Origin of the sequence: Streptomyces sp. NPDC059895, assembly GCF_042731035.1 — a bacterium.
Taxonomy (GTDB): Bacteria; Actinomycetota; Actinomycetes; order Streptomycetales; family Streptomycetaceae; genus Streptomyces.
Genome location: NZ_JBHWKO010000002.1, coordinates 366,059 through 390,649 on the forward strand (window position 1 = coordinate 366,059; position 24,591 = coordinate 390,649).

A 24,591-nucleotide genomic window follows, 5' to 3' on the forward strand; every position below is an offset into this window, starting at 1 on the left:
GCCCGCGCGGTCCCGCGCCGACACAGGCCGGCGGCGGCCGGCTCAGCCGACCAGGACGACCTCCAGCGTGCGCGGGCCGTGCACGCCCTCGACCCGGTCCAGCTCGATGTCGCTGGTCGCCGACGGGCCGGAGATCCAGGTCGACGGGCTGGTGGGGTCGATCCGTTCGAGGGCCTGGGGGACGGAGGAGACCACCTGGTCGGGGACGCGCACGACGCAGATGTGGTGGTCGGGGACGAGGGTGATGCGGCGCCGGCCCTGGTCGGGGGAGCCGTCCAGCACGATCGTCCCCGTCTCCGCGACGGCCACCGCGCACGCCGTGACCACGCTGTCGACGCGGTCCAGTTCCTCCGGCGTACTGGCCGCGCGGTCGTGGACGCGCGTCGCGTCGACGGCCTTCAGCCAGTGCGCCGGCAGCTCCGGCGGCACGAGCACGCTCTCGGAGCCGTGCTCGGCCAGCAGCCGGGTGAGCAGGAGCGGCAGCTCCTCGTCCGTGCAGCGGTGCACGATCGCCCGGTAGTCCGCCAGGTTCTCCGCCAGCAGATCCACCGTCTCCGCCACACTCCGCCGCCCGTGCTCGCGCACGTAGTCACGCGTGATCGCCTGCTCGTACGGCGTGTCGTCGCCCGGTACGTCCGCGAGGGCGCGCCGCACCCGGCCCAGGATCCGTTCCCTGCTGCTCACTTCGCCGCTCCCTTCCCGCCGTCCGTACGCTGCCACCAGTCGCGGAACGGCTCGGCGGGCACCGCCGGCAGGTCCCGCGTGTCGCTCCACGCCTTGCCGGGCCCCGGCAGGGTGCGCGGATGCAGCCGGCGGGTACGGGACGCCATCCGCTGCCCGGTCCGCAGGACGCCGGGCCGGGCGAACGCCCAGCGCGCCGCCCGCATCGCCGCCCGCTCGGCGGCGTGCCCCTTGGCGGGCTTCAGCACCACCTTGTTGCCCTCCCGCGTCACCGGCCCGCCCTGGACGACCCTCTCCCGCAGGTGCACCAGCACCTCCGGGATGTCGATGGCGACCGGGCACACCTCGTAGCAGGCGCCGCACAGCGAGGAGGCGTACGGCAGGGAGGCGTCGATGTCGCTGCCGGTGCCCCGCAGCTGGGGGGTGAGGATGGCGCCGATCGGGCCCGGGTAGACCGAGCCGTAGGCGTGGCCGCCGGCCCGTTCGTACACCGGGCACACGTTCAGGCAGGCCGAGCAGCGGATGCAGCGCAGGGCCTGGCGGCCGACCTCGTCGGCGAGGGTGTCGGTGCGGCCGTTGTCCAGCAGGACCAGGTGGAAGGCCCGCGGGCCGTCCCCGTCGGTCGTACCGGTCCACATGGACGTGTACGGGTTCATGCGCTCGGCGGTGGAGGAGCGGGGGAGCGTCTGGAGGAAGACCTCCAGGTCCTGCCAGGTGGGCACGATCTTCTCGATGCCGACGACCGAGATCAGCGTCTCGGGCAGGGTCAGGCACATCCGGCCGTTGCCCTCGGACTCCACGACGACCAGGGTGCCGGTCTCGGCGACCATGAAGTTCGCGCCGGAGACGCCGACCTTGGCGCGCAGGAACTTCTCGCGCAGGTGCAGCCGGGCCGCCTCGGCGAGCTCGGCGGGCGAGTCGGTCAGGCCCTCGGGGGCGGGCCGGCCCCACTCGCTCATCTCGCCCAGGAAGATGTCCCGGATCTCACCGCGGTTGCGGTGGATCGCCGGGACGAGGATGTGCGAGGGGCGGTCCTTGCCCAGCTGCACGATCAGCTCGGCGAGGTCGGTCTCGTAGGCGCTGATGCCCTCGGCCTCCAGCGCCTCGTTCAGGCCGATCTCCTGCGTGGCCATGGACTTGACCTTGACGACCTCCGACTCGCCCGTCGCCTTGACCAGGTCGGCGACGATCCGGTTGGCCTCCTCGGCGTCCGCCGCCCAGTGGACGGTGCCGCCCGCGGCGGTGACCGACTCCTCCAGCTGCACCAGATAGCGGTCGAGGTGACGGAGCGTGTGGTCCTTGATCCGCTTGCCCGCCTCGCGCAGCTCGGCCCAGTCGGACACCTCCGTCACGGCGGCCGCCCGTTTGGCGCGGATGGTGTGCGTGGCGTGGCGCAGGTTGCCGCGCAGGGTCTCGTCGCGGACCGCGTCGTGCGCCGCTTTCGGAAACGCCGGCATACCGACGAACGTCCCACTCATACGGCCGGCTCCTCTTCCGTGCTCGCCAGGATCTCCGCGATGTGCACCGGGCGCAGGCCCGCGCGGAGCCGGGTCATGGTCCCGCCGATGTGCATCAGGCAGGAGTTGTCGGCCGCGCACAGCACCTCGGCGCCCGTCGACTGCGCGTTGCGCACCTTGTCCGCGCCCATCGCCGCGGAGACGTCGGAGTTCTTCAGCGCGAAGGTGCCGCCGAAACCGCAGCACTCATCGGCCCCCGGCAGCTCCACCAGCTCCAGCCCCTCGACCGCCTGGAGCAGCCGCCGGGGCCGCTCCCCGAGCCCGAGGCCGCGCAGCCCGTGACAGGTCGGGTGATAGGTCACCTTGTGCGGGTAGTAGGCGCCCACGTCCGTCACCCCCAGCACGTCCACCAGGAACTCCGTGAGCTCGTACGTCTTCGGCACCACCGGCGCCAGCGTCGTCGCGAGGCCGTCGCCGCGCCCCTCCGCCCGGGCCCGCTCGCCCATCCGGGGGTACAGCTCCCGCACCATCGCCCCGCACGAGCCGGACGGCGTCACGATCGCCTCGTACTCCGCGAAGACCTCGGAGAAGTGCCGGGCCAGCGGCTCGGCCTCGTGGCGGTATCCGGTGTTGTAGTGGGCCTGCCCGCAGCAGGTCTGGGCCATCGGGAAGTCGACCTCGACGCCCAGTCTGGTCAGCAGCTTCACCACGGCACGGCCGGTGTCCGGATAGAGCGTGTCGTTGACACAGGTCAGGAACAGTGCGACACGCATCGCGGCTCCTCGGGGTTGATCATCGGATGAGTGCCGGGGGCACCCCACCCGCGTCAGCGTAGTGGGGGAGGCCCCTCGGCACAGGAATGCTGGGGAGGCCCCGGCTCACCAGGCGGCGAGCCGGGGCCGGCGGTCACCGCGTGGCGAGCCGGGCCTCGGCCTCGCGCCAGTGACCGGGGTCGCCCTGCGGCTCGTAGCGCGTCAGGGGCTGGGTGCGGGCCAGCAACTGCCGCATGGCGTGCCGGTCGCCGACCAGCCCGTGCGCCCGGGCCTGGACGAGGACGTTGCCGAGGGCGGCGGCCTCCGTCGGGCCGGCCACCACGGGCAGCCCGCAGGCGTCCGCGGTGAGCTGGCACAGCAGCGCGTTGCGGGTGCCGCCGCCGACGATGTGCACGACGTCGACCGGGTGGCCGGCGAGCCGCTGGGCGTCCTCGATCGCCCGGCGGTGGGCCAGGGCGAGGGAGTCCAGGATGCAGCGGGTGATCTCGCCCGGCGTCTCGGGCACGGGCTGCCCCGACGCGCGGCACGCCTCGGCGATGCGCTCCGGCATCCGGCCCGGCGCGAGGAACGCGGCGTCGCCCGCGTCCACGACCGACCGCAGCGCCGGCACCGCGGCCGCGTCCCGCAGCAGCTCGCCCAGGTCCGGGTTGCCCCAGGCCCGTACGCACTCCTGGAGCAGCCACAGACCCATGATGTTGCGCAGGTAGCGGACCGTGCCGTCCAGGCCCAGCTCGTTGGTGAAGTTGGCGGCGCGGCTCTCCTCGGTGAGCACCGGGGCGTCGAGCTCCAGGCCGGCCAGCGACCAGGTGCCGGTGCAGATGTAGGCGAACCGCTCGCCCGTCGCCGGCACGGCGGCCACCGCGGAGGCGGTGTCGTGCGAGCCGACCGCCGTCACCGGCACGGGACCGGTGAGTCCCGTCTCCTCCAGCACCTCCGCCCGCAGCACACCCGCCGGATCGCCCGGCTGCCGCAGCGGGGCGAACAGGCTGAGGTCGATGCCCAGCCGGGCCGCCACGTCGTAGGACCAGTCCCGGGTCCGCGGGTCGACGAGCTGGGTGGTGGAGGCGTTGGTCAGCTCCGTGCCCTGCTCGCCGGTCAGCCAGTACGCCAGCAGGTCGGGGACGAGCAGCAGGCGCCGGGCGTGGGCGAACTGGGCCGAGGACGCGGCCGCCGTCAGCTGGTACAGCGTGTTGAACGGCGCGTACTGCAGGCCTGTCGCCGCGTACAGCTCGGTGGCGGGCACGGTGGCCCACACCTTCTCCGCGACGCCCTCGGTGCGGGCGTCGCGGTAGTGCACCGGGTTGCCGAGCAGCGCCCCGTCGGCGTCCAGCAGGCCGTAGTCCACGGCCCAGCTGTCGATGCCGACGGAGTCGAGCCGGCCGCCGGACGCGGCCGCGGCCGCCCGCAGCCCGTCCAGCACACCCGCGTAGAGCCCGAGCACGTCCCAGCGCAGCCCCTCCGCGACCCGGACGGGCCGGTTGGGGAAGCGGTGCGCCTCCGCCAGCTCCAGCGAGTCCGGGGTGACGCGGCCGACCATCACGCGCCCGCTGGAGGCGCCGAGGTCGACCGCCGCGTACGTGTGCACGGCCGTCACCGGAGGAACGCGGCCGCGACGCCGGCGTCGACCGGGATGTGCAGGCCGGTGGTGTGGGTGAGGTCACCGCCGGTGAGCGCGAACACCGCGTTGGCGACGTGGTCCGGCAGCACCTCCCGCTTGAGGATGGTGCGCTGCGCGTAGAACTCGCCCAGCTTCTCCTCCTCGATGCCGTACGTCGCGGCGCGCTGGGCGCCCCAGCCGGCGGCGAAGATGCCCGAGCCGCGGACGACGCCGTCGGGGTTGACGCCGTTGACGCGGATCCCGTGCTCACCGAGCTCGGCGGCCAGCAGCCGCACCTGGTGGGCCTGGTCGGCCTTGGTGGCGGAGTAGGCGATGTTGTTGGGGCCGGCGAAGACGGCGTTCTTCGAGGCGATGTAGACGATGTCGCCGCCCAGCTGCTGCGCGATCATCACCCGGGCCGCCTCGCGCGAGACCAGGAAGGACCCGCGGGCCATGATGTCGTGCTGGAGGTCCCAGTCCTTCGTCGACGTCTCCAGCAGCGGCTTGGAGATGGAGATGCCGGCGTTGTTGACGACGAGGTCCACCCCGCCGAAGGCGAGCACGGCCTCGTCGAAGGCGGCGGCGATCTGCTCCTCGGAGGTCACGTCGACGCTCACCGCGACGGCCTTGTCGGGCCCGCCGAGCTCCTCGGCGACGGCGGCGGCGTTGTCCGCGTTGAGGTCGGCGATCACCACGCAGGCGCCCTCGGCGACCAGCCGGTGCGCGATCGCCTTGCCGATCCCGCTGCCGGCGCCCGTCACCAGCGCCACCCGGGTGGCCAGCGCCTTGGGCTTCGGCATCCGCTGGAGCTTGGCCTCCTCCAGCGCCCAGTACTCGATCCGGAACTTCTCCGACTCCTCGATCGGCGCGTACGTGGACACCGCCTCGGCGCCGCGCATCACGTTGATCGCGTTGATGTAGAACTCGCCGGCCACGCGCGCGGTCTGCTTGTCCTTGCCGAAGGAGAACATGCCCACGCCCGGGATCAGGACGATCGCGGGGTCGGCGCCGCGCATGGCGGGGGAGTCGGCCTCGGCGTGCCGCTGGTAGTAGGCGGCGTACTCCTCGCGGTAGGAGGCGTGCAGCTCCTTCAGGCGGGCGACGGCCTCCTCCAGCGGGGCGGTCGGCGGCAGGTCGAGGACGAGCGGCCGCACCTTGGTGCGCAGGAAGTGGTCGGGGCAGGAGGTGCCCAGTTCGGCCAGCCTCGGGTGCTCGGCCCGCTGGAGGAAGTCCAGCACGACGTCGGAGTCGTCGAAGTGGCCGACCTGCGGCTTGTCCTGGGAGGCGGCGGCGCGCACGTACGGCGCGAGCGCGGCGGCGCGCTTGCGGCGGTCCGCCTCGGGCAGCGCGGCGTACCCGTCGAGGACGGGACCGAAGGGCTCGGCCTTGCCCTTCTCGGCCAGGAAGGTCTCGGCGGTGCGGATGATGTGCAGCGAGTTGCGCTCGCACTCCTCGGCGGTGTCGCCCCAGGCGGTGATGCCGTGCCCGCCGAGGACGCAGCCGATGGCCTGCGGGTTGGCCTCCTTGACGGCGGCGATGTCCAGGCCGAGCTGGAAGCCGGGCCGGCGCCACGGCACCCACACCACGCTGTCCCCGAAGCACTCGGCGGTCAGCTTCTCCCCGTCGGCGGCACACGCGAGCGCGATGCCCGAGTCGGGGTGCAGGTGGTCGACGTGGGCGGCGTCGACGAGGCCGTGCATGGCGGTGTCGATGGACGGGGCCGCCCCGCCCTTGCCGTGCAGGCAGTAGTCGAACGCGGCGACCATCTCGTCCTCGCGGTCGACGCCGGGGTAGACGTCGACGAGCGCCCGCAGCCGGTCGAGGCGGAGCACGGCCAGTCCGGCCTCGGTCAGCGTGCCCAGGTCGCCGCCGGAGCCCTTCACCCACATCAGGTCGACGTCGCCGCCGGTGACGGGGTCGGTGTCGGTGCCCTTGGCGGAGGTGTTGCCGCCGGCGTAGTTGGTGTTGCGGGGGTCGGCGCCGAGCCGGCGGGAACGGGCGAGGAGCGCGGCGGCTTCGGGATGGGTGGTCATGCGGATTCCTCAGTTCTGATACGCGGGGGAGTGGGGAAAGGGGCGCGGGGCTGAGCCGGCGTGCGGCTCCGCCGCGTGGGGGCGCGACCGGCCGTGTGCGGCCCGCGGCCCGCGACGAGCGGATTCGGGCAGAGGCCTACGCACCCCACCCCGCCTGCTCACCGCCCACCCGCTCGGCGACGATCTTCTCCGCCCAGCCGGACGCCTTGTACGCCTTCAGGGGCTCGGGGTCCAGCCCCATCTCCTCCCGCACCTCGCGCAGCAGCGGCCGCACGTCCGTGTTGTAGGCGTCCATCAGCACGGCGTTCGCCTCCAGCACGTCGCCCGAGGCCTGGGCGGCGGACAGCGCCGAGCGGTCGACCAGCAGCGCCTTGGCCGTGGCCTCCTGCACGTTCATCACGGACCGGATGATCGCCGGGATCTTGGTCTCGATGTTGTGGCACTGGTCGAGCATGAACGCGACGTCGGAGGTGAACCCGCCGCCCCGCACCACCTCGTACATGATCCGGAACAGCTGGAACGGGTCCGCCGCGCCGACCATCAGGTCGTCGTCGGCGTAGAACCGCGAGTTGAAGTCGAACCCGCCGAGCTTGCCCTCCCGCAGCAGGGTGGCGACGATGAACTCGATGTTGGTGCCCGGCGCGTGGTGGCCGGTGTCCACCACGACCTGCGCCTGCGGGCCGAGCTTGAGGCAGTGCGCGTACGCCGTGCCCCAGTCCGGGACGTCCGTGGTGTAGAAGGCGGGCTCGAAGAACTTGTACTCCAGCAGGATCCGCTGGCCCTCGCCGAGCCGCTCGTACACCTCGGCCAGGCCCTCGGCGAGCCGGTCCTGCCGGCCCCGGATGTCGTCCTGGCCGGGGTAGTTCGTCCCGTCCGCGAACCACAGCTTCAGATCGGTGGAGCCGGTCGCGTCCATGATGTCGACGCACTCCAGCAGGTGGTCGACGGCCTTGCGCCGCACCGCCGCGTCCGGGGCGCAGATGCTGCCCAGCTTGTAGTCGTCGTCCTGGAAGGTGTTGGAGTTGATCGCGCCCAGCCGGACCCCGCGGTCCTCGGCGTGCTTGGCGAGCGCGGAGTAGTCCTCCACCTTGTCCCACGGGATGTGCAGGGACACGGTCGGCGCCACCCCGGTGAACGCGTGGACCTGCGCCGCGTCGTCCAGCTTCTCCTGCGGTGTGCGCGGAACGCCCTGCTGGGCGAAGACCTTGAAGCGGGTCCCCGAGTTCCCGTACGCCCACGACGGCGTCTCGACGGCCTGGGTCTTCAGCGCGGCTTTCACCGCGGCGAGGTCGGTCACGTAGGGCTCCCTGCCACATCGGTCCGGAAGGACTTCCGGAGAAGGCTCCGGCTGTTCCGGATGAAACGATTCAAGAGGGGAAGCTATGAGCCCGCGAAGGACGTGTCAAGCCCTGCGTCCAGGCCCGCTTTCCGTGACCGCCGCGTGACCTTCGGCTATCGAAAACTTTTCGGACCGGGCCCATTGACGTGACAAGCCTCTCCTGCCTAACGTCCCGGCAATCCAGTTGAAACCTTTCACGACGTTGTGACGGACCTGTCAGCGGCGTCGTCGAGGAGCCATCCATGACAGACCCGTCCGACACGGGACCCACCCCGGTGCTGGCGCTCAAGGACGTCGCCAAGTCCTTCGGCGCCGTCCGCGCCCTGCGGGGCGTCTCCCTGGAGCTGTTTCCCGGTGAGGTCCACGCCCTCGCCGGGGAGAACGGCGCGGGCAAGTCGACCCTCATCAAGACGCTCGCCGGAGTGCACCGACCGGACACCGGTCAGGTGCTGCTCGACGGCAGCCCCGTGGTCTTCCACGGCCCCGGCGACGCCCGCGACGCCGGCATCGCCGTGATCTACCAGGAGCCGACGCTCTTCCCCGACCTTTCGATCGCGGAGAACATCTTCATGGGCCGCCGGCCACGGCGCGCCCTCGGCCGCATCGACCACAAGGCGACCCACGCGGCGACCGCCGCCCTGATGGCCCGCCTGGGCGTCGACCTCGACCCCGACCGCCCGGCGCGCGGCCTGTCCATCGCCGACCAGCAGATCGTGGAGATCGCCAAGGCGCTCTCCTTCGACGCCCGCGTCCTGATCATGGACGAGCCGACCGCGGCCCTCACCGGCAGCGAGGTCGCCCGGCTCTTCAACGTCGTCCGCACCCTGCGCGAGCAGGGCGCCGCCGTGCTGTTCATCTCCCACCGGCTGGAGGAGATCTTCGAGATCTGCCAGCGGGTGACCACCCTGCGCGACGGCGGCTGGATCGCCAGCGAGCCGCTCGCCGGGATGACCGAGGACGACCTGGTCCGCCGCATGGTCGGCCGCGACCTCGAGGAGCTCTACCCCAAGCAGGACGTCGAGCCCGGCGAGGTCGCCCTGAGCGTGCGCCGGCTGACCCGTGAGGGCGTCTTCACCGACGTCTCCTTCGAGGTGCGGCGCGGCGAGATCGTCGGCCTCGCCGGTCTCGTCGGCGCCGGCCGCACCGAGGTGGCCCGAGCCGTCTTCGGCATCGACCGCTGGGACGCCGGAGAGGTAGAGGTCGACGGGCGCGGGCTGGTCAACGGCGCGCCCTCCACCGCGATGTCCGCCGGTCTCGCGCTGGTCCCGGAGGACCGGCGCGCCCAGGGCCTGGTGATGGACATGTCCATCGAGCGCAACATCGGCCTCACGGGCCTGCGCACCACGGTCAAGGCCGGCCTGGTGGACCGCGGCGCGGAGCGCAGCCGCTCCCTCGACTGGGCGGTCAAGCTCCAGGTCAAGTACGCCCGGATCGCCGACACCGTGTCGACCCTGTCCGGCGGCAACCAGCAGAAGGTCGTCCTCGCCAAGTGGCTGGCCACCGGCCCCAAGGTGCTCATCGTCGACGAGCCCACCCGCGGCATCGACGTCGGCACCAAGGCCGAGGTGCACCGGCTGCTGTCGCAGCTGGCCGCCGACGGGGTGGCCGTCCTGATGATCTCCTCCGACCTGCCCGAGATCCTCGGCATGGCCGACCGCGTGCTCGTGATGCACGAGGGCCGGCTCACCGCCGAGATCCCCCGCTCCGACGCCACCGAGGAAACCGTGATGGCCGCAGCCACGGGGAGGGCCGCCGCATGACGGTGACCACTCCCGACCGAGCCCCCGCCGCCGAGATCTCCAAGTCCAGCGGCACCCGGCTGGTCGACCGCGTCTTCAAGATGCGTGAACTGGCCATCCTGGTGGTCTTCCTGGTGATGATCGCCGTCACCCAGGCCGGCAACAGCGAGTTCCTGTCCGAGCAGGGCATCAAGGACCTGCTGCTGAACGCGACCATCCTGGTCCTGGTGGCCACCGGCCAGTCGCTGGTGGTGATCACGAGGAACGTCGACCTGTCCGTCGGCTCCACCCTCGGCATCACCGCCTTCGCCGCCGGCACCTACCTCCAGGGCGGCGGCAACCCCGTCGTCGCCGTGGTCCTCGCCGTCCTGCTCGGCATCGGCTTCGGCCTGCTCAACGGCCTCCTGGTCAGCCTCGGCCAGGTGCCCGCCCTGGTGGTGACCCTGGGCACGCTGTACATCATCCGGGGCATCGACTCCATCTGGGTCGGCTCGCGCCAGATCACCGCGGCCGATCTGCCCGGCTCCTTCGTCGACTTCGGCGCCGGCGGCATCTCCGCCGTGCCGTACCTGGCGCTGATCGCGCTGGTCGTCCTGGTCGGCACCGCCTACTACCTCAAGCACTTCGGCAGCGGCCGCGAGCTCTACGCCCTCGGCTCCAACCCGGAGGCCGCCCGCCTCGCCGGCATCCCCGTCCGCAAGCGGATCCTCGTCGCCTACACCTTCTGCGGCGCCCTCGCGGGCCTCGCGGGCGCCATGTACCTGGCCCGCTTCGGCAACGTCGACTCCGGCACCGGCAACGGCTACGAACTCACCGTCGTCAGCGCCGTCGTCGTCGGCGGCGTGGTCTTCACCGGCGGCTCCGGCAGCGTCTACGGCGCCGCGCTCGGCGCGCTGCTGCTCACCTCCATCAACAGCGTGCTGCCGGCCCTCGGCGTCAGCTCCGTCTGGGTGCTCGCCATCAACGGCATCCTGCTCCTCCTCGCCATCGCCGTGGACCGCGTGGTCGCGCTGCGGGTGGCGTCGGCTCTGAAGAAGAGGAACGCCCGCCATGCCTGAGTCCGGATCCCTGGTGAACCGCGCCATCCGCTGGGACACGGTCGTCGGCGCCCTCCTGATCGTCCTGCTGCTGTTCTCGTTCTCCTTCGTGGACGGCTTCGGCAACGCGCTCAACCTGTCGTTCCTGATCGGCAACACCCTGCCCATCGCGCTGATCGCCCTGCCGATGACGCTGCTGGTGGTCTCCGGCGAGATCGACCTCTCGGTCGCCTCCACCGCCGGCCTGTCCGGCGCGGTGATGGGCGCCCTGTGGAACCAGGGCCTGACCATCGAGACGATCATCCCGATCTGCCTCGTCCTCGGCGTGGTCTGCGGGCTGGTCAACGGACTGCTCGTCACCCGGCTCGGCCTGCCCTCCCTCGCCGTCACCATCGGCACCATGGCCGCCTACCGGGGCATCGCGCAGATCGTGCTCGGCTCGGACTCGGTGACCGACTTCCCCACCCAGTACCTGGACTTCGCGGCCGGACGCATCGGCGACACCTTCGTCCCGCAGGCCCTCCTGCCGTTCCTGGTGCTGCTCGCGATCGCCGTCGTGGCCCTGCACGCCACGCCGTTCGGGCGGGCGCTGTTCGCGATCGGCGCCAGCGAGGAGGCGGCCCGGTTCGCCGGCATCCGCGTCAAGCGCCAGAAGCTCCTGCTGTTCGTCCTGACGGGCCTGATGGCGTCCCTCACCGGGATCTTCTGGGCCCTGCACTACGCCAGCGCCCGGTACGACAACGCCACCGGCCTCGAACTCTCCGTCATCGCCGCGGTACTGCTCGGCGGCATCGACTTCGACGGCGGCAAGGGCACGCTCGGCGGCGCCCTCGCGGGAGTCTTCCTGCTCGGCGCGCTCCAGAACGTCATGAGCCTCCAGGACGTCTCCGCCCAGTCGCAGATCGTCGTCACCGGCGTCCTGCTCGTCGTCTCCGTGCTCGGCCCCCGGGTCGCACGCCAGATCTCCGTCGCGAGAGCGGGCCGCAGAGCCGCCGCCTCGACCTCGACGGTCTGACACCCCGCTCTCACCCTCGTAAAGGACCCGTCATGCGCAAGTCGTCACTCCGCCGTGCCTGTGCGGCCCTCGCCGCCGTCACCTCCCTCGCCCTGGCCGCCACCGCCTGCGGCGGCACCACCAAGGAGGACGTGAAGAACGAGAGCTCGGGCGCGGCCGCCGCCGGCGGCAAGGCCGACCCGAACGCGGCCACCAAGAAGGGCCTGACCGTCGGCTTCCTGCCCAAGCAGGTGAACAACCCGTACTTCACCACCGCCGACAAGGGCGGCGAGGCTGCCCTGAAGGAGCTGGGCTCCACCTACAAGGAGGTCGGCACCAGCAGCGGCACCGACACCTCCGGCCAGGTGTCCTACGTCAACACGCTGACCCAGCAGCAGGTCGACGCGATGGCCGTCTCCGCGCAGGACCCGGGCGCCCTGTGCACCGCGCTCAAGCAGGCCATGAGCAACGACATCAAGGTCGTCACCTACGACTCGGACACCAACGCCGACTGCCGCAACGCCTTCGTCTCGCAGGCCAGCGGTGAGGACCTGGGCCGCACGGAGGTGCAGCTGCTCGCCGAGCAGATCGGCTACAAGGGCGAGATCGCGATCCTGTCCGCCGCGCAGACCGCGACCAACCAGAACGCCTGGATCGAGTTCATGAAGGACGAACTCAAGGACGCCAAGTACAAGGACATCAAGCTCGTCAAGGTCGCCTACGGCGACGACGACGCCCAGAAGTCCTTCCAGCAGACCCAGGGCCTGCTCCAGGAGTACCCGAACCTGAAGGGGATCATCTCCCCGACCACCGTCGGCATCAAGGCGGCCGCCCAGTACCTGTCGGGCTCCAAGTACAAGGGCAAGGTCAAGCTGACCGGCCTCGGCACCCCGAACGACATGCGCAAGTACGTCAAGAACGGCACCGTCGAGGCGTTCGAGCTGTGGGACCCGGCGAAGCTCGGCGAGCTGGCCGCGCAGACGGCCGTGGCGCTGGTCTCGGGCCAGATCACCGGCAAGGAGGGCGAGACCTTCACGGCCGGCGGCACCGAGTACACCATCGGCAAGGACGGCGTGATCAGCCTCGGCAAGCCGACCGTCTTCAACGCCGAGAACATCGACCAGTACAACTTCTAGTCTCGTGAAGTCCCATACCCCGGAGGGCTGTTGATGCAGCGCGTGTGCTTCCTGCTGAAGGTCCGTGCGGACCGTCTCGACGAGTACCGCGAGCGGCACGCCGCGGTCTGGCCCGAGATGCTCGAAGCGCTCTCGGCGACCGGCTGGCAGAACTACTCGCTCTTCCTGCGCGAGGACGGTCTGCTGGTCGGTTACCTGGAGACCGAGGACTTCGCGGCCGCCCAGGCAGGCATGGAAGCCACCGACGTCAACGCCCGCTGGCAGGCGGAGATGGCGCCGTTCTTCGAGTCACTGGACGGCGCCAGACCCGACGAGGCCATGAAACCGCTCACCGAGGTGTTCCACCTGGCCTGACCCCCTGACCCCCTGCCCCCCCCTCCCCGTCCCCGCCCTCCCCCCACCGACGACGGAGCTGCCCGAGATGAAACGACGCACGTTGCTGGGCGCGGCCCTCACCGGTGCCGTGGCCGCCCCGGCCCTCGCCTCCGGTACCGCCCGCGCCGCCGCCCCCGGTCCGTCCGTCACCCGGACCGGCACCACCACGCTCGACAGCCAGGCCGTCTTCTTCGTCTCCTACGACGGCCTGGTCAACAACAACTCCTTCCAGAAGAACGGCCTGCTCACCTACAAGGGCCACCAGTACGCCGTCTGGTACACCGCCGACCGCAACGCCGTCGTCGGCCGGCGGGCGCTCGACGCGAGCACCTGGTCCACCGTGAAGGTCGGCCACACGCTCCGCTACGACGACTCCCACAACGTCATCTCCATGGGCGTCTCCAAGACCGACGGCCGTCTCCACCTGAACATGGACTCGCACAGCGACGGCTTCACCTACGTCAAGTCGGTGGCCGGCCTGATGGACGACCCCGCCGGCCTGAGCTGGACCGCGAGCCGCTTCGGCGCACCGCAGTCCACCCTCGACGGACTGGCGCTCACCTCGCAGTTCACCTACCCGCAGTTCGTCTCCACCCCCGACGGCAGGCTCCAGCTGAGCTACCGGGTCGCCGTCTCCGGCAACGGCCGCAACGCGCTCGCCGAGTACGACGGCACGGCGTGGAGGAGTCTCGGCGAGTGGACCGCCTCCACCGGCACCTACACCAGCGAGCACGGCTCCAGCACGGCCCGCAACATGTACCTGCACGGCATCGACTACGACCGCGACGGCCGGCTGCACGCCTTCTTCACCTGGCGCGAGCAGAACGGCGCCGTGATGTGCAGCGGCGGCGGGATCACCAACCACGACACCGGCTACGTCTACTCCGACGACCGCGGCCGCACCTGGCGCAACGACGCGGGGACCGTCGTCGGCACCACCGGCGGCTCGGACAAGGTGTCCGTCACGGACGGCGGCCTGGTGGTCGATCCGCTCAACCCGGACCACTCCCTGATGAACCAGGAGAGCCAGTCCACCGACTCGGCCGGACTCCCGCACGCGATCATCAGCTACGTCCCCGGCCGCTTCGGCCAGTGCACGACGGACTACGTCGCCGACCGCACGGCCAACGGCCGCGCCTTCCACGTCCGGAAGAACTCCTCGGGCGCCTGGCAGAAGACCGAGATCCCCATCCCGCTCAACTCCAGCCAGCGCACCAAGCTGGTCCTGGACACCTACGACAACGCCTACGCGATCCTCCCCTTCGGCCGGATCGCCGGCGCGTCGAAGGCCTCCGGTCACACCGACTGGAAGCTGCTGTTCGACGGCGGCGGCCTCAACGCCTTCGGCGAGGTCGTCGTCGACGAGACCCGCGTCGGGCAGGACGGCGTCCTGTCCGTGATGTACCAGGAGAAGTCGAGCGGGACGACCCCCTCGGCACTCCACGTCGTCGACTTCAGGCTGCCCGCCTGACCGGTCTGGAGCGCGGCGGCTTGACGGTAATGTGAAGGCCCCCCGCCCGCCGCCCCTCGTTCCCCCTGGAGGTTCCTGCCTGATGGCCCAGTCGGTGGGTATCAAGGACGTCGCCCGTGCCGCCGGAGTCTCCGTCGGTACGGTGTCCAACGTCATCAACCGCCCGGACACCGTCGCCACGGAGACCCGCGCCCGGGTCCTGTCCGCGATCGACCGGCTCGGCTACGTCCGCAGCGAGTCCGCGCGCCAGTTGCGCGCGGGCCGCAGCCGGATCATGGGACTGCTCGTCCTCGACATGGGCAACCCCTTCTTCGTGGACGTCGCCCGCGGCGCCGAGCGGGCGGCCCGTCAGGCCGGGCTCGGCGTGATGGTCTGCAACAGCGGCGAGAGCGTCGGCGAGGAGGCCGAGTACCTGTCGCTCTTCGCCGAACAGCGGGTGCGGGGCGTCCTGCTCACCCCGGCGGACGCCACGGGCCGCAACATCGACTCCCTCCGCCGGCACGGAATACCGTTCGTGCTGGTCGACCGGGTCGCCGAGGGCGCCGCCGAGTGCTCGGTCTCCGTCGACGACGTGGCCGGCGGCGCCCTCGCCGTACGCCATCTGATCGACGCCGGCCACCGCTCGATCGCCTACGTCAGCGGCCCGCCCGGTTTCAACCAGGTCCGCGACCGCCGCACCGGCGCCCTCACCGCGCTCGCCGAGGCGGGCCTGGGCCCGGAGCACCTGCGCGAACTGCCCACCGAGCGGCTCGACGTCGGCGCCGGCCGGGACGCGGGCGCCCGCCTGCTCGGCCTCGCGGACCGCCCGACCGCCGTGTTCTGCGCCAACGACCTGCTCGCCCTCGGCGTCCTCCAGGCGATGTACGCGGCCGGTGTCACCGTCCCCGACGACCTCGCGATCGTCGGCTACGACGACATCGAGTTCGCGGCCGCCGCGGCGGTCCCGCTCACCTCGGTCCGCCAGCCGGCCGTCACCATGGGCGCGCTGGCCGCCGAGATGCTGCTGGAGGAGACCGAGCCGGGCGGAGGCCGGCACGAACACCGCCGGGTGGTGCTCCAGCCCGAACTGGTGGTGCGCCGCTCCAGCCTCTCGGCGCGCTGAACCGCCGTTCGGCAGCGGTTCGTGATCCCCGGCCTCCGCCGCCGCCCCCCGCATGTGCTGAACTGGGCCGACACCCGTACACCGATCGTCCCGGGAGCCCCTGTTGTCCGTCACCTACCGCCAGCCCGGCGTCGTCCTCACCGACCGCCGCTTCACCGTGCCCCTCGACCACGCCGACCCGGCCGGGGAGACGATCGAGCTGTACGCCCGGGAGGTCGTCGCGAGCGACAAGGCGGGCCAGGACCTGCCGTGGCTGCTCTACCTCCAGGGCGGCCCCGGCTTCGGCGCCAACCGGTTCGTCGGCAAACCGGCCTGGCTCGGCCGCGCCCTGAAGGAGTACCGCGTCCTCCTGCTCGACCAGCGCGGCACCGGGCACTCCACGCCCGCCAACCGCCAGACGCTCCCGCTGCGCGGCGGCCCCGCCGAGCAGGCCGACTACCTCACCCGCTTCCGCGCCGACTCCATCGTCCGCGACTGCGAGCTCGTCCGCCGCGAGGTCACCGGCGGCGCCCCCTGGACGGTCCTCGGCCAGAGCTTCGGCGGCTTCTGCACCGTCACCTACCTCTCCCTCGCCCCCGAGGGCCTCACCGCGGCAGTGATCACCGGCGGTCTGCCCTCCCTGGACGCCCACGCCGACGACGTCTACCGCGCCGCCTACCCGCGCATGGAGCGCAAGACCGCCGCGCACTACGCCCGCTATCCGCAGGACGTCGAGCGGGTCCGCCGGATCGCCGACCACCTGCTGACGCACGAGGTGACCCTGCCGGGCGGCTACCGCCTCACCGTCGAGGCCTTCCAGAGCCTCGGCATCCTCCTCGGCGGCAGCGAGGGCAGCCACCGTCTGCACTTCCTCCTGGAGGACGCCTTCGTCCCCACCCCGCACGGCCCCGCACTGTCGGACGCCTTCCAGGAGGAGATCCGGGCCCTCCTCTCCTACGCGGGCCACCCCCTCTACGCCCTCGTCCACGAGGCGATCTACGGCCAGGACGCCCGCCCCACCGCCTGGTCGGCCGAACGGGTGCGCGCGGAGTTCCCCCGGTTCGACGCCGCGAAGGCGCTCGCGGGCGACGGGCCGCTGCCGCTGACCGGCGAGACGATCCACCCCTGGCTGTTCGACTGCGACCCGGCGCTGCGCCCGCTGCGCGAGACCGCCGAACTCCTCGCCGCCCGCACCGACTGGACGCCGCTGTACGACTCCGCCCGCCTCGCCGCCAACGAGGTCCCGGTCGCGGCGGCGGTCTACCACGACGACCTGTACGTCGACACCGCCCACTCCCTGCGCACCGCCCGGGCGATCCGGGGCCTGCGCACCTGGGTCACCGACGAGTTCGAGCACGACGGCGTCCGGGCCGGCGGGCCCCGCGTCCTGGACCGGCTGCTGGCCCTCACCCGCGACGAGGTCTGACCGGCGCCCGGTATGTGCGGATGTGGGTTCCGCCGACTCTGGTTAGTCTGCGGACATGAGCGTGCCGAAGTCCCCTGAGCTCCAGCCCCTGCCCGAGGACTGGACCCGCGCCCTCGCCGTGGTGGCGCACCCGGACGACCTGGAGTACGGGTGCTCGGCGGCGGTCGCCGCCTGGACCGACGCCGGCCGTGAGGTCGCCTACGTGCTGGCGACCCGCGGTGAGGCCGGCATAGACATGCTGCCGCCCGCCGAGTGCGGCCCGGTGCGGGAGCGGGAGCAGCGGGCGAGCGCGGCCGCCGTCGGCGTCTCCACGGTGGAGTTCCTCGACCACCGGGACGGCGTGATCGAGTACGGGCCGGCCCTGCGCCGGGACATCGCCGCCGCCGTCCGCCGGCACCGCCCGGAACTGGTGATCACCCTCAACCACCGCGACACCTGGGACGGCGTCGCCTGGAACACCCCCGACCACGTGGCCGTCGGCCGCGCCGCCCTCGACGCGGTCGCGGACGCCGGCAACCGGTGGATCTTCCCCGAGCTGGCCGCCGAGGGACTGGAACCGTGGACCGGCGTCCGCTGGGTCGCCGTCGCCGGATCAGCGACCCCCACCCACGCCGTGGACGCCACGGCCGGCCTGGAGCGCGCCGTGGCCTCCCTGCTCGAACACCGCACCTACCTCGAGGCGCTGACCGACCAGGAGCCGGAGACGTACGCGCGCACTTTCCTGACCGAGGGCGCACAGGCCGCGGGGGAGAGCTTCGGCGGCAGGCCCGCCGTGGCGTTCGAGCTGTTCACCCGCTGAGCGCGGTCACCGCCGGGACGGCGGCTCACCCCCCCATGGCGGCGTCGGCGGGTCGCGGCTCAGTAGGGTGTGCCGAATGCGAGAACCAACGGGGGACCTCCGCGACCTGCGCGGCGACTGCGGGAACTGCTTCGGGCTGTGCTGCGTGGCGCTGCCGTTCGCCCGCTCGGCGGACTTCGCCATCGACAAGGACGCGGGCACACCGTGCCCCCACCTCGGGCAGGACCACCGCTGCGGCATCCACGCCCGGCTGCGCCAGGAGGGCTTCACCGGCTGCACGGTCTACGACTGCTTCGGCGCGGGGCAGAAGGTCTCGCAGGTCACCTTCGGCGGCAGGGACCGGCGCACCGCCGACCGGGAGCAGGCCCGCCTCATGGCCGAGGTGTTCCCGGTGGTCCGCCACCTCCACGAACTGCTGTACTACCTCACCGAGGCACTCGCCCTGCCCGCCGCCCGCCCCCTCCACGCCCGGCTGCGCCGCGCGCTCGACGACACCGAACGGCTCACCCGGCGCACCGCCGCGGAACTCGTCGCCCTGGACGTGCCGGCCCACCGCCAGGACGTCAACGCCCTGCTGCTGAGGACCAGCGAACTGGCCCGCGCCGGCCTACCCGGCCGGAGGAAGGAACGCCGCAACGCCGACCTCATGGGCGCCCGCCTGAAGGGCGCCGACCTGCGCGGGGCGAACCTGCGGGGGGCCTGGCTGACCGCCGCCGACCTCACCGGCGCCGATCTGCGCGGCGCGGACCTCATCGGCGCCGACCTGCGCGACACCGACCTCACGGACGCCGACCTCACCGGCGCGATCTTCCTGACCCAGCCGCAGCTCACCGCGGCCCGGGGAAGCGCAGGGACCCGGCTGCCGCGGTCACTCACCCGCCCCGCGCACTGGACAGCGGGGCAGCACTGACCCCTCCTCCGCCTCCTCCGCCTCGGCCGGAGCGGCGGGAGCCGTGCGACGCTCCGGGCGCAGCCGCAGACCGTCGGGCATCAGAGTGAGCCGCTCGGTCACCCGCAGCCGGTAGTCCGGGTCGGGGCGCAGGTCGTAGCGGCGCAGCAGCAGGCCGAGCACGAGCGTGGCCTCGTGCAGCGCGAACTGGCGCCCGATGCACGCCCGCGCCCCCGTTCCGAACGGCTTGTAGGTGTGCGGGGGACGGGCGCGGACCGCCCCCGCCTCGAAGCGGTCCGGGTCGAACCGCTCGGCGTCGTCGCCCCACACCTCGGGATCGCGGTGCAGCATCGGCGTCAGCACCAGGGCCCACGCCCCGCGGAGCATCGGATGCTCCCCGGCCAGCACAGTGTCCTCGCGGGCCTCCCGCGCGAACGCGGGCGCCGTCGGCCACAGCCGCAGCGACTCGTCCAGCACCCGGCGGACGTACCGCAACCGGGCGACCTGGTCGTATCCCGGTGCCGCCGTGTCCCCCCACACCCGGTCCACCTCGGCGCGGGCGCGGGCGGCGACGTCCGGGTGCCGGGAGAGGTAGTGGAGGGCGAACGAGAGCGCGCCCGAGGTGGTCTCGTGGCCCGCGACCAGGAACGTGATGACCTGGCGCCGCACGTTCTCGGCCGACAGCCGCTCGCCGGTGTCGGGGTGGGCGGTCTCCAGCATCCGGTCGAGCAGGTCGCCCTCGCCGCGCCCGCCCGCGCGGCGGGCCCGCACCAGGTCGTCCACGGTCCGGTCGAGGCAGGCCCGGTCGGCCTCGTTGCGCCGCGCGGCCCGCCACAACAGAGCGGGCGAGGGAACGGTGTTCAGCCGCTGCGCGTAGCCGAGCGTGCCCACCATGGCGGTCACGAAGGGGTGCGGCCGGGAGCGTTCGAAGGAGCCGAAGTCGTGCCCGAAACCGGTGCGCGCGATGGTCTCCAGGGTCAGCTTGGTCATGTCCCCGGGCACGTCCACCGCCCGCCCCGCGAGCGCCGCGCCGTCCCAGTGCGCGGTCAGCCGCTCCGCCACGTCCAGCATCATCGGGTGGTACGCCCGCATCGCCTCCCGGCTGAACCCGGGAGCGAGCACGTCGTGCGCCAACTGCCAGTTGGGTTCGTGGTTGTACGCCGTGAACAGGGCGTCCCCGACCACCGGCCGCAGGTTGGCCACGCCCAGTCCCACGTGCTTGGCGAACCGTGTCTCGTCCGCCAGGTCGGCGGCGAACCGCGCACCCCACACGAACACGACCTCCCGCCCGAGGGCGCGGCGCCGGAAGACCGGCCCCAGCCGCCGGGCGTGCCTCAGGGAGTCCTGCAAGGGCGTCCGCGGGCTCGCGCCCAGCACGTCACCGAGGAGCGGGAGCCGGTACGGCGGGTGCGGGATGCGGTGCAGTCCGGGCCACCCGGTCTCGGCGCTGCGGAACCCCCTGGGCAGTCCGTCCCCGGCCCCCTCCCTCCCGGCCGTCGTCCCGGTCCTGGTGCCGGCCGTCGTCTCCGCCATGACGCGATCTCCCTTGCTTCAGCGGCAGGTTGAGCGTGTTGTACGTGGGTTCAACAACGTGGCCCAGTCTCGTCCCGTCGCCGAACCGACGTCAACTAAGGTGCGGGCATGGCCGCGAACCAGGGGGAGCGCGCACGGCGCCGCCTCAGCACCGCAGAGCGCAGGGAACAGCTCCTCTCGGTCGGGGCGCGCCTGTTCTCGGACAGCCCGTACGACGAGGTGTGGATCGAGCAGGTCGCCGAGATCGCCGGGGTGTCCCGGGGGCTGCTGTACCACTACTTCCCGACCAAGCGGGACTTCTTCGCGGCGGTCGTCGAGCGGGAGAGCGAGCGGATGCTGCGCATGACGGCGGCGGTCCCGGGCGTCCCCGTCCGCGAGCAGCTCACCGCCGGGCTGGACGCCTACCTCGAGTACGTCCACACGCACGCCCACGGCTACCGGGCCTTCCACCGGGCCGACGCGGCCGGCGACCGGGCGGTGCGCCGCGTGTACCGGCGCGCCCTCGCGGCCCAGGAGCGCCAGATCCTCGCGGCCCTGGCCGCCGACCCCGAGTTCGGCCCGCTGCTCGGGGAGCGGGCCGACGTACGACTGGCGGTGCGCGGCTGGCTGGCGTTCATCACGGCGGTGTGCCTGGAGTGGCTCCGGGGGACGGACGCGGCGCTGTCGCGGGAGCAGGTGCGGGAGCTGTGCGCGCGGGCGCTGCTGGGGGTCGTGTCGCCGGCCGGATGAGGCCCGGCGGAGGGCGGCGACGACGTACGGACGGGACGGGTGTCGCCCTCGTGGTTGGCGTCTCCGCGGATCTTCGATAGGTTAGGCAAGGCTTACCTAAGGAGGTTCTGGGATGGGTGACAGCCACAGCTGGACCGCCATGCCCGCCGCGGCCGAGCGAGCCCGATCGGTGCTCGCCGCCTCGTGGTCGTGCGCGGTGACCGCGGACGGCGGCCGCGAGGAGTTCGTCGGCGCGCACACCGTCGGCGAGGACGGGCGGGTCCACCTGGACGTGCCCGAGGACAGCGCCCTGCTCACGGCGGCGATCTGCGCCCCGCGCGGCGAGCCGTCCGCGGTACTGGAGTTCGCGGACGTCGCGCCCGTCCCGGTCCGCAGCCGCATCCGCGCCCGGCTCTGGCTCGCGGGCTGGTTCGCCCCGGAGGACGGCTCCCTCGCCTTCCACGCCACCCGGGTCGTCCTGAAACAACCCTCGGGAGCGGTCGTCGTCGGCCTCGACGAGTTCGCCGCCGCCGCACCCGACCCGCTGGCCACCGCCGAGGCACACCTGCTCACGCACCTCGCGGACGCCCACCCCGACGCCGTGGCGCGGCTCACCCGGCTCGTCCGGCCCGACAGCCTGCACGGTGCCGTCCGCGTCCAGCCGCTCGCCGTCGACCGGCACGGCCTCACGCTGCGCATCGAACGGGCCCGTGCCCACGGCGACGTACGCCTGCCCTTCCACGCGCCCGCCGACGACGTCGGCCAGCTCACCGAGCGCATGCACGTGCTGCTCTCCCAGGCGAGCTCGGCCTCCTGCCCGCGCGCCCTACAGCGGCAGCGCACAGACGGCGACGGGTGAGGCGAACGGCTCGCCCGCCGGCCGGAGCTCCCCGGTGGCTGCGTCCACACGGAAGACGCTGACCGTGCCGGAGCGCTGGTTCGCGGCGAACAGCTGGCTCCCGTCCGGCGAGAGGGCGATCTGCCGGGGGAAGTCCCCGGCCACCGGCACCGTGCCGAGCAGCCGCAGCCGGGCCCCGGCCGCCTCCACGGCGTACCGCGCCAGCGTGTTGTCGCCCCGGTTGGCGAGGTAGGCGTACGCGCCGTCCGGCGCCACGGCGAACTGCGCCGGGTAGTTGGTGTCCGCGCCCGCCCCGGTGGACTGCGGCCCGCCGATCGTCAGCCGGCCGGTGGACGGCTCGTAGGCGCAGACCGCGACCGTGTCGTCCGTCTCGTTGGCCAGGTAGGCGTACCGGCCCCCGGGGTGGAAGGCGAGGTGGCGCGGACCGGCGCCCGGCCGGGTGTGCGCCCGCGCGACCTCGCTCAGCGTGCCGGACCGGTCGTCGAGACGGTAGGTGTGGACCGTGTCGGTGCCGAGGTCGACGGCGAGGACGTGACCGCCGTCCGGCGCGGTGAGGATCTGGTGCGCGTGCGGCCCGTCCTGGCCGGGGCCGGGCGCCGGACGGCTGTGGACGACCCGGTCCGTGCGCGCGCCGAGCGCCCCCGTGGCGTCGATCGGGTGCACGGCGACGCTGCCCGAGCCGTAGTCGGCGCTCAGCAGCCAGCGCCCGCCCGGATGCACGGACAGATGGCAGGGATGCGCCCCGCCCGTCGGCCGGCTGCCCAGCACCTGCCGGTCCGACAGGCGTACGGCGGTCACGGCGCCGCGCTCGCGCTCCTGGACCGCGTACAGCGTCCGGCCGTCGGGGTGCACCGCGAGGTACGACGGGTCCTGGACGCCCGTGACCGTGCCCCGGCCGGTGATCCGGCCCGACGCGGGGTCGTACGCGGCGACCCCGATGCCCCGGCCGCCGCCCTCGGCGGACGTGTAGGTGCCGAGGTACAGCGGGCGGGGGCCGATGGACCGCTGCGAGGCCCCGGAGTCCGCGAGCGCGGACTCCGGGGAACGGGGCGAGGGGGACGACCCGGGCGGTGCGGCGCCCGGGGTCTCCCCCTCGCCCCGTGGGATGTCGGAGGCGTCGGAGGCGTCGCGGGCACAGCCGGTCAGGGCGGCCAGGGCGGCCGGGCCCGCGGTGGCCGCTCCGAGCGCCGCGAGCGCTCCGAAGAAGCGGCGCCTGTCCAGGCCGCCGCGCGTCACTCCCGTCCCCCTGCCCATGTTCCGCACCTCAGGTCGTCGTAGGCCACCGTCGTCCCGCCCGGTGAGCACCACCCTGGCGTGCCGGGAGCGCCGAGCGCAAAGTAGGGCGCGTCGTCAGCCGGGGCGACGGGAGGCTCCCGACCGCTTCCGCCGCAGCCGGTCGGGAACGCGCAGGTACGAGTGGATCCGCTCCCGCAGCCGGGCCAGCCACGGCAGGCGGCCGCGCTGCTCGCGGGTCGCGTTGTCCAGTTCCTCCAGGAGACGGCGGGTGCGGTGCTCGGTGTCGAGCTCGTCGATCATGCGGTTGACCTCGGTGAGCACCGCGCCGTGCAGTTGCCACTGGCGGGCGTCGTGCTGGAGCCCCTCCAGCAGCAGCTGCGCCAGCTTGTCCCGGGTGGCGGCGGCCTGCCGCAGCTCCGCGGAGAGCCGCTCCTCAGCGGCGTCCGCGTCGTGGCTGACGTGGGTCGTGACCAGCACCGCGAAGCTGACCACGGCGTCGGCGATCTCCGACAGCAGCCGCTCCAGGGTGTTGCCCGTCTCCTCCGGGAACAGCGCCTTCGGCTCGCGTTCCTTGGCGAGGTCGGTGAGGGTGCGGGCGAGCACCCGCAGCACCACGGTGCAGATCTCCAGCGTGTCGAGACCGGTGCGCAGCACCACCCGGTGCAGCACACCCTCGCGCACCCGGGGATTGAGCCGCAGACTGTCCTCGGCCTGCCGCAGGGCCGCGTCCACCTCGACGATGTCGTGGTCCAGGCGGCGCGCCTCGTGCAGCCGGGCGGCCGCCTCCACGAACGGCGTGTGCCCGGAGGCCTGGTCGCCGATCCGCAGCATCATCTGCCGCACCCGGCGGGCCAGCCCCTCGATGGACTCGCCGGCCTCCTCCACCCACACCGGGGGCGGCAGCAGCAGGTTGATGCCGAGCCCGACCACGGCCCCGATCACCGTCTCCAGCACGCGCGCCCAGGCCGTGTCCCCGACCGTGGTGACGCCCAGCACCAGCATGGCGCTGATCGCCACCTCCTGCACGTACTCGTCGACGCGCACCAGATGACCGACGGCCAGCGCGGCCACGATCACCAGCGCGAGACTCCACCACGTCAGGCCCACCAGCAGGCTGAACGCGATGGCGACGAGCACCCCCGCGACCACCGCGTTGACCCGCCGCACACTGTTGGTGAGCGTCGCGTACAGGGTGACCTGGACGACGAGCAGCGCGGTCAGCGGCGCGGTGAGCGGGGCGGCCTCGGGACTCAGACGCAGCGCGATGACGTAGGCGATCGTCGCCGCCGCGGCGGATCGAAGCGCCTGCACGACCACGGGTTCCCGGTGCCGCTTGACCAGCCGCACGAGCGGCGCGGCACGTTCTCGTACATCTGCCATTCTTTGGCCAGTTCCCGTTCCTCAGGTGCCTCGAACGTCTCATTCGTC

The 24,591-nt window shown here is 72.8% G+C and carries 21 protein-coding genes; 12 read left to right on the forward strand and 9 right to left on the reverse strand.

The window, feature by feature from the left end; translation table 11 throughout:
• Positions 1 to 42 precede the first annotated feature (42 nt).
• The 6 genes from ACFV9M_RS03595 to rhaI form a co-directional block, all read right to left on the reverse strand.
• A complete protein-coding gene (locus ACFV9M_RS03595; RefSeq protein WP_385063796.1) occupies positions 43 to 684 on the reverse strand; it encodes a lactate utilization protein C in 642 nt (213 codons plus the stop codon).
• Positions 681 to 2,159 (reverse strand): LutB/LldF family L-lactate oxidation iron-sulfur protein, encoded by a 1,479-nt coding sequence (locus ACFV9M_RS03600; RefSeq protein ID WP_385063798.1) that lies wholly within the window; start codon positions 2,157 to 2,159, stop codon positions 681 to 683. The genes ACFV9M_RS03595 and ACFV9M_RS03600 overlap by 4 nt, the downstream gene beginning before the upstream one ends.
• Positions 2,156 to 2,911, reverse strand: coding sequence for a (Fe-S)-binding protein (locus ACFV9M_RS03605; RefSeq protein ID WP_385063800.1), 756 nt, complete (start codon positions 2,909 to 2,911; stop codon positions 2,156 to 2,158). The genes ACFV9M_RS03600 and ACFV9M_RS03605 overlap by 4 nt, the downstream gene beginning before the upstream one ends.
• Before the next feature lie 133 nt (positions 2,912 to 3,044).
• Complete coding sequence (locus ACFV9M_RS03610) at positions 3,045 to 4,496, reverse strand: rhamnulokinase family protein (RefSeq protein ID WP_385063802.1); 1,452 nt, start codon at positions 4,494 to 4,496, stop codon at positions 3,045 to 3,047.
• A 5-nt stretch (positions 4,497 to 4,501) separates the two neighbouring features.
• A complete protein-coding gene (locus ACFV9M_RS03615; RefSeq protein WP_385063804.1) occupies positions 4,502 to 6,541 on the reverse strand; it encodes a bifunctional aldolase/short-chain dehydrogenase in 2,040 nt (679 codons plus the stop codon).
• A gap of 136 nt (positions 6,542 to 6,677) precedes the next feature.
• On the reverse strand, positions 6,678 to 7,838 hold the full coding sequence (gene rhaI / locus ACFV9M_RS03620; protein ID WP_385063805.1) for an L-rhamnose isomerase: 1,161 nt from the start codon (positions 7,836 to 7,838) through the stop codon (positions 6,678 to 6,680).
• Between the two features lie 284 nt (positions 7,839 to 8,122).
• On the opposite strand from rhaI, the gene ACFV9M_RS03625 reads away from it, so the two are divergent.
• The 10 genes from ACFV9M_RS03625 to ACFV9M_RS03670 all read left to right on the forward strand — a co-directional run bounded on the left by ACFV9M_RS03625 (position 8,123) and on the right by ACFV9M_RS03670 (position 18,848).
• Complete coding sequence (locus ACFV9M_RS03625; protein ID WP_385063807.1) at positions 8,123 to 9,640, forward strand: sugar ABC transporter ATP-binding protein; 1,518 nt, start codon at positions 8,123 to 8,125, stop codon at positions 9,638 to 9,640.
• Positions 9,637 to 10,677: an ABC transporter permease gene (locus ACFV9M_RS03630; RefSeq protein WP_385063809.1), complete on the forward strand. Its 1,041-nt coding sequence runs from the start codon at positions 9,637 to 9,639 to the stop codon at positions 10,675 to 10,677. The genes ACFV9M_RS03625 and ACFV9M_RS03630 overlap by 4 nt, the downstream gene beginning before the upstream one ends.
• Positions 10,670 to 11,671, forward strand: coding sequence for an ABC transporter permease (locus ACFV9M_RS03635; RefSeq protein WP_385063811.1), 1,002 nt, complete (start codon positions 10,670 to 10,672; stop codon positions 11,669 to 11,671). Before ACFV9M_RS03630 ends, ACFV9M_RS03635 begins: the two co-directional genes overlap by 8 nt.
• 32 nt (positions 11,672 to 11,703) lie before the next feature.
• The gene (rhaS, locus tag ACFV9M_RS03640) at positions 11,704 to 12,786 is read left to right on the forward strand and encodes a rhamnose ABC transporter substrate-binding protein (protein WP_385063813.1); all 1,083 of its coding nucleotides are present in this window, start codon (positions 11,704 to 11,706) and stop codon (positions 12,784 to 12,786) included.
• Between the two features lie 33 nt (positions 12,787 to 12,819).
• Positions 12,820 to 13,140, forward strand: coding sequence for an L-rhamnose mutarotase (locus ACFV9M_RS03645; RefSeq protein WP_385063815.1), 321 nt, complete (start codon positions 12,820 to 12,822; stop codon positions 13,138 to 13,140).
• Between the two features lie 67 nt (positions 13,141 to 13,207).
• Positions 13,208 to 14,632 carry a BNR repeat-containing protein gene (locus ACFV9M_RS03650; RefSeq protein WP_385063817.1) on the forward strand — a complete coding sequence of 475 codons (1,425 nt, stop codon included), beginning with the start codon at positions 13,208 to 13,210 and terminating at the stop codon, positions 14,630 to 14,632.
• An 82-nt stretch (positions 14,633 to 14,714) separates the two neighbouring features.
• Entirely contained in the window at positions 14,715 to 15,734 is a 1,020-nt protein-coding gene (locus ACFV9M_RS03655; RefSeq protein ID WP_385063819.1) for a LacI family DNA-binding transcriptional regulator, read from the forward strand.
• A gap of 103 nt (positions 15,735 to 15,837) precedes the next feature.
• Positions 15,838 to 17,139, forward strand: a complete 1,302-nt coding sequence (locus ACFV9M_RS03660; RefSeq protein ID WP_385063820.1) for an alpha/beta fold hydrolase — start codon at positions 15,838 to 15,840, stop codon at positions 17,137 to 17,139.
• A gap of 55 nt (positions 17,140 to 17,194) precedes the next feature.
• The gene (locus ACFV9M_RS03665) at positions 17,195 to 17,938 is read left to right on the forward strand and encodes a PIG-L deacetylase family protein (protein ID WP_385063822.1); all 744 of its coding nucleotides are present in this window, start codon (positions 17,195 to 17,197) and stop codon (positions 17,936 to 17,938) included.
• Positions 17,939 to 18,014: 76 nt separating this feature from the next.
• Positions 18,015 to 18,848, forward strand: a complete 834-nt coding sequence (locus ACFV9M_RS03670) for a pentapeptide repeat-containing protein (protein WP_385063824.1) — start codon at positions 18,015 to 18,017, stop codon at positions 18,846 to 18,848.
• Here the strand turns inward: ACFV9M_RS03670 and ACFV9M_RS03675 are convergent.
• Complete coding sequence (locus ACFV9M_RS03675; RefSeq protein ID WP_385063826.1) at positions 18,807 to 20,360, reverse strand: cytochrome P450; 1,554 nt, start codon at positions 20,358 to 20,360, stop codon at positions 18,807 to 18,809. The two genes, ACFV9M_RS03670 and ACFV9M_RS03675, sit on opposite strands and share 42 nt — an antisense overlap.
• Positions 20,361 to 20,468: 108 nt before the next feature.
• Here ACFV9M_RS03675 and ACFV9M_RS03680 point away from each other — a divergent pair, with 108 nt between their 5' ends.
• Positions 20,469 to 21,089 (forward strand): TetR/AcrR family transcriptional regulator, encoded by a 621-nt coding sequence (locus ACFV9M_RS03680; protein ID WP_385063828.1) that lies wholly within the window; start codon positions 20,469 to 20,471, stop codon positions 21,087 to 21,089.
• Positions 21,090 to 21,201: 112 nt separating this feature from the next.
• Entirely contained in the window at positions 21,202 to 21,927 is a 726-nt protein-coding gene (locus tag ACFV9M_RS03685; RefSeq protein WP_385063830.1) for a DUF2470 domain-containing protein, read from the forward strand.
• Here the strand turns inward: ACFV9M_RS03685 and ACFV9M_RS03690 are convergent.
• Together ACFV9M_RS03690 and ACFV9M_RS03695 are read right to left on the reverse strand one after the other, a co-directional pair.
• Complete coding sequence (locus ACFV9M_RS03690) at positions 21,895 to 23,181, reverse strand: lactonase family protein (RefSeq protein ID WP_385063832.1); 1,287 nt, start codon at positions 23,179 to 23,181, stop codon at positions 21,895 to 21,897. The two genes, ACFV9M_RS03685 and ACFV9M_RS03690, sit on opposite strands and share 33 nt — an antisense overlap.
• Before the next feature lie 96 nt (positions 23,182 to 23,277).
• Entirely contained in the window at positions 23,278 to 24,543 is a 1,266-nt protein-coding gene (locus ACFV9M_RS03695) for an FUSC family protein (protein ID WP_385063834.1), read from the reverse strand.
• Between the last annotated feature and the right edge of the window lie 48 nt (positions 24,544 to 24,591).

Excerpts from the sequence above, each read along its gene's own strand:
- ACFV9M_RS03600 (WP_385063798.1), bottom strand. The coding sequence starts at position 2,159 with ATGAGTGGGACGTTCGTCGGTATGCCGGCGTTTCCGAAAGCGGCGCAC.
- ACFV9M_RS03605 (WP_385063800.1), bottom strand. The coding sequence starts at position 2,911 with ATGCGTGTCGCACTGTTCCTGACCTGTGTCAACGACACGCTCTATCCG.
- ACFV9M_RS03615 (WP_385063804.1), bottom strand. The coding sequence starts at position 6,541 with ATGACCACCCATCCCGAAGCCGCCGCGCTCCTCGCCCGTTCCCGCCGG.
- ACFV9M_RS03625 (WP_385063807.1), top strand. The coding sequence starts at position 8,123 with ATGACAGACCCGTCCGACACGGGACCCACCCCGGTGCTGGCGCTCAAG.
- ACFV9M_RS03630 (WP_385063809.1), top strand. The coding sequence starts at position 9,637 with ATGACGGTGACCACTCCCGACCGAGCCCCCGCCGCCGAGATCTCCAAG.
- ACFV9M_RS03635 (WP_385063811.1), top strand. The coding sequence starts at position 10,670 with ATGCCTGAGTCCGGATCCCTGGTGAACCGCGCCATCCGCTGGGACACG.
- rhaS (WP_385063813.1), top strand. The coding sequence starts at position 11,704 with ATGCGCAAGTCGTCACTCCGCCGTGCCTGTGCGGCCCTCGCCGCCGTC.
- ACFV9M_RS03645 (WP_385063815.1), top strand. The coding sequence starts at position 12,820 with ATGCAGCGCGTGTGCTTCCTGCTGAAGGTCCGTGCGGACCGTCTCGAC.
- ACFV9M_RS03650 (WP_385063817.1), top strand. The coding sequence starts at position 13,208 with ATGAAACGACGCACGTTGCTGGGCGCGGCCCTCACCGGTGCCGTGGCC.
- ACFV9M_RS03655 (WP_385063819.1), top strand. The coding sequence starts at position 14,715 with ATGGCCCAGTCGGTGGGTATCAAGGACGTCGCCCGTGCCGCCGGAGTC.
- ACFV9M_RS03665 (WP_385063822.1), top strand. The coding sequence starts at position 17,195 with ATGAGCGTGCCGAAGTCCCCTGAGCTCCAGCCCCTGCCCGAGGACTGG.
- ACFV9M_RS03670 (WP_385063824.1), top strand. The coding sequence starts at position 18,015 with ATGCGAGAACCAACGGGGGACCTCCGCGACCTGCGCGGCGACTGCGGG.
- ACFV9M_RS03675 (WP_385063826.1), bottom strand. The coding sequence starts at position 20,360 with ATGGCGGAGACGACGGCCGGCACCAGGACCGGGACGACGGCCGGGAGG.
- ACFV9M_RS03680 (WP_385063828.1), top strand. The coding sequence starts at position 20,469 with ATGGCCGCGAACCAGGGGGAGCGCGCACGGCGCCGCCTCAGCACCGCA.
- ACFV9M_RS03685 (WP_385063830.1), top strand. The coding sequence starts at position 21,202 with ATGGGTGACAGCCACAGCTGGACCGCCATGCCCGCCGCGGCCGAGCGA.
- ACFV9M_RS03690 (WP_385063832.1), bottom strand. The coding sequence starts at position 23,181 with ATGGGCAGGGGGACGGGAGTGACGCGCGGCGGCCTGGACAGGCGCCGC.
- ACFV9M_RS03695 (WP_385063834.1), bottom strand. The coding sequence starts at position 24,543 with ATGGCAGATGTACGAGAACGTGCCGCGCCGCTCGTGCGGCTGGTCAAG.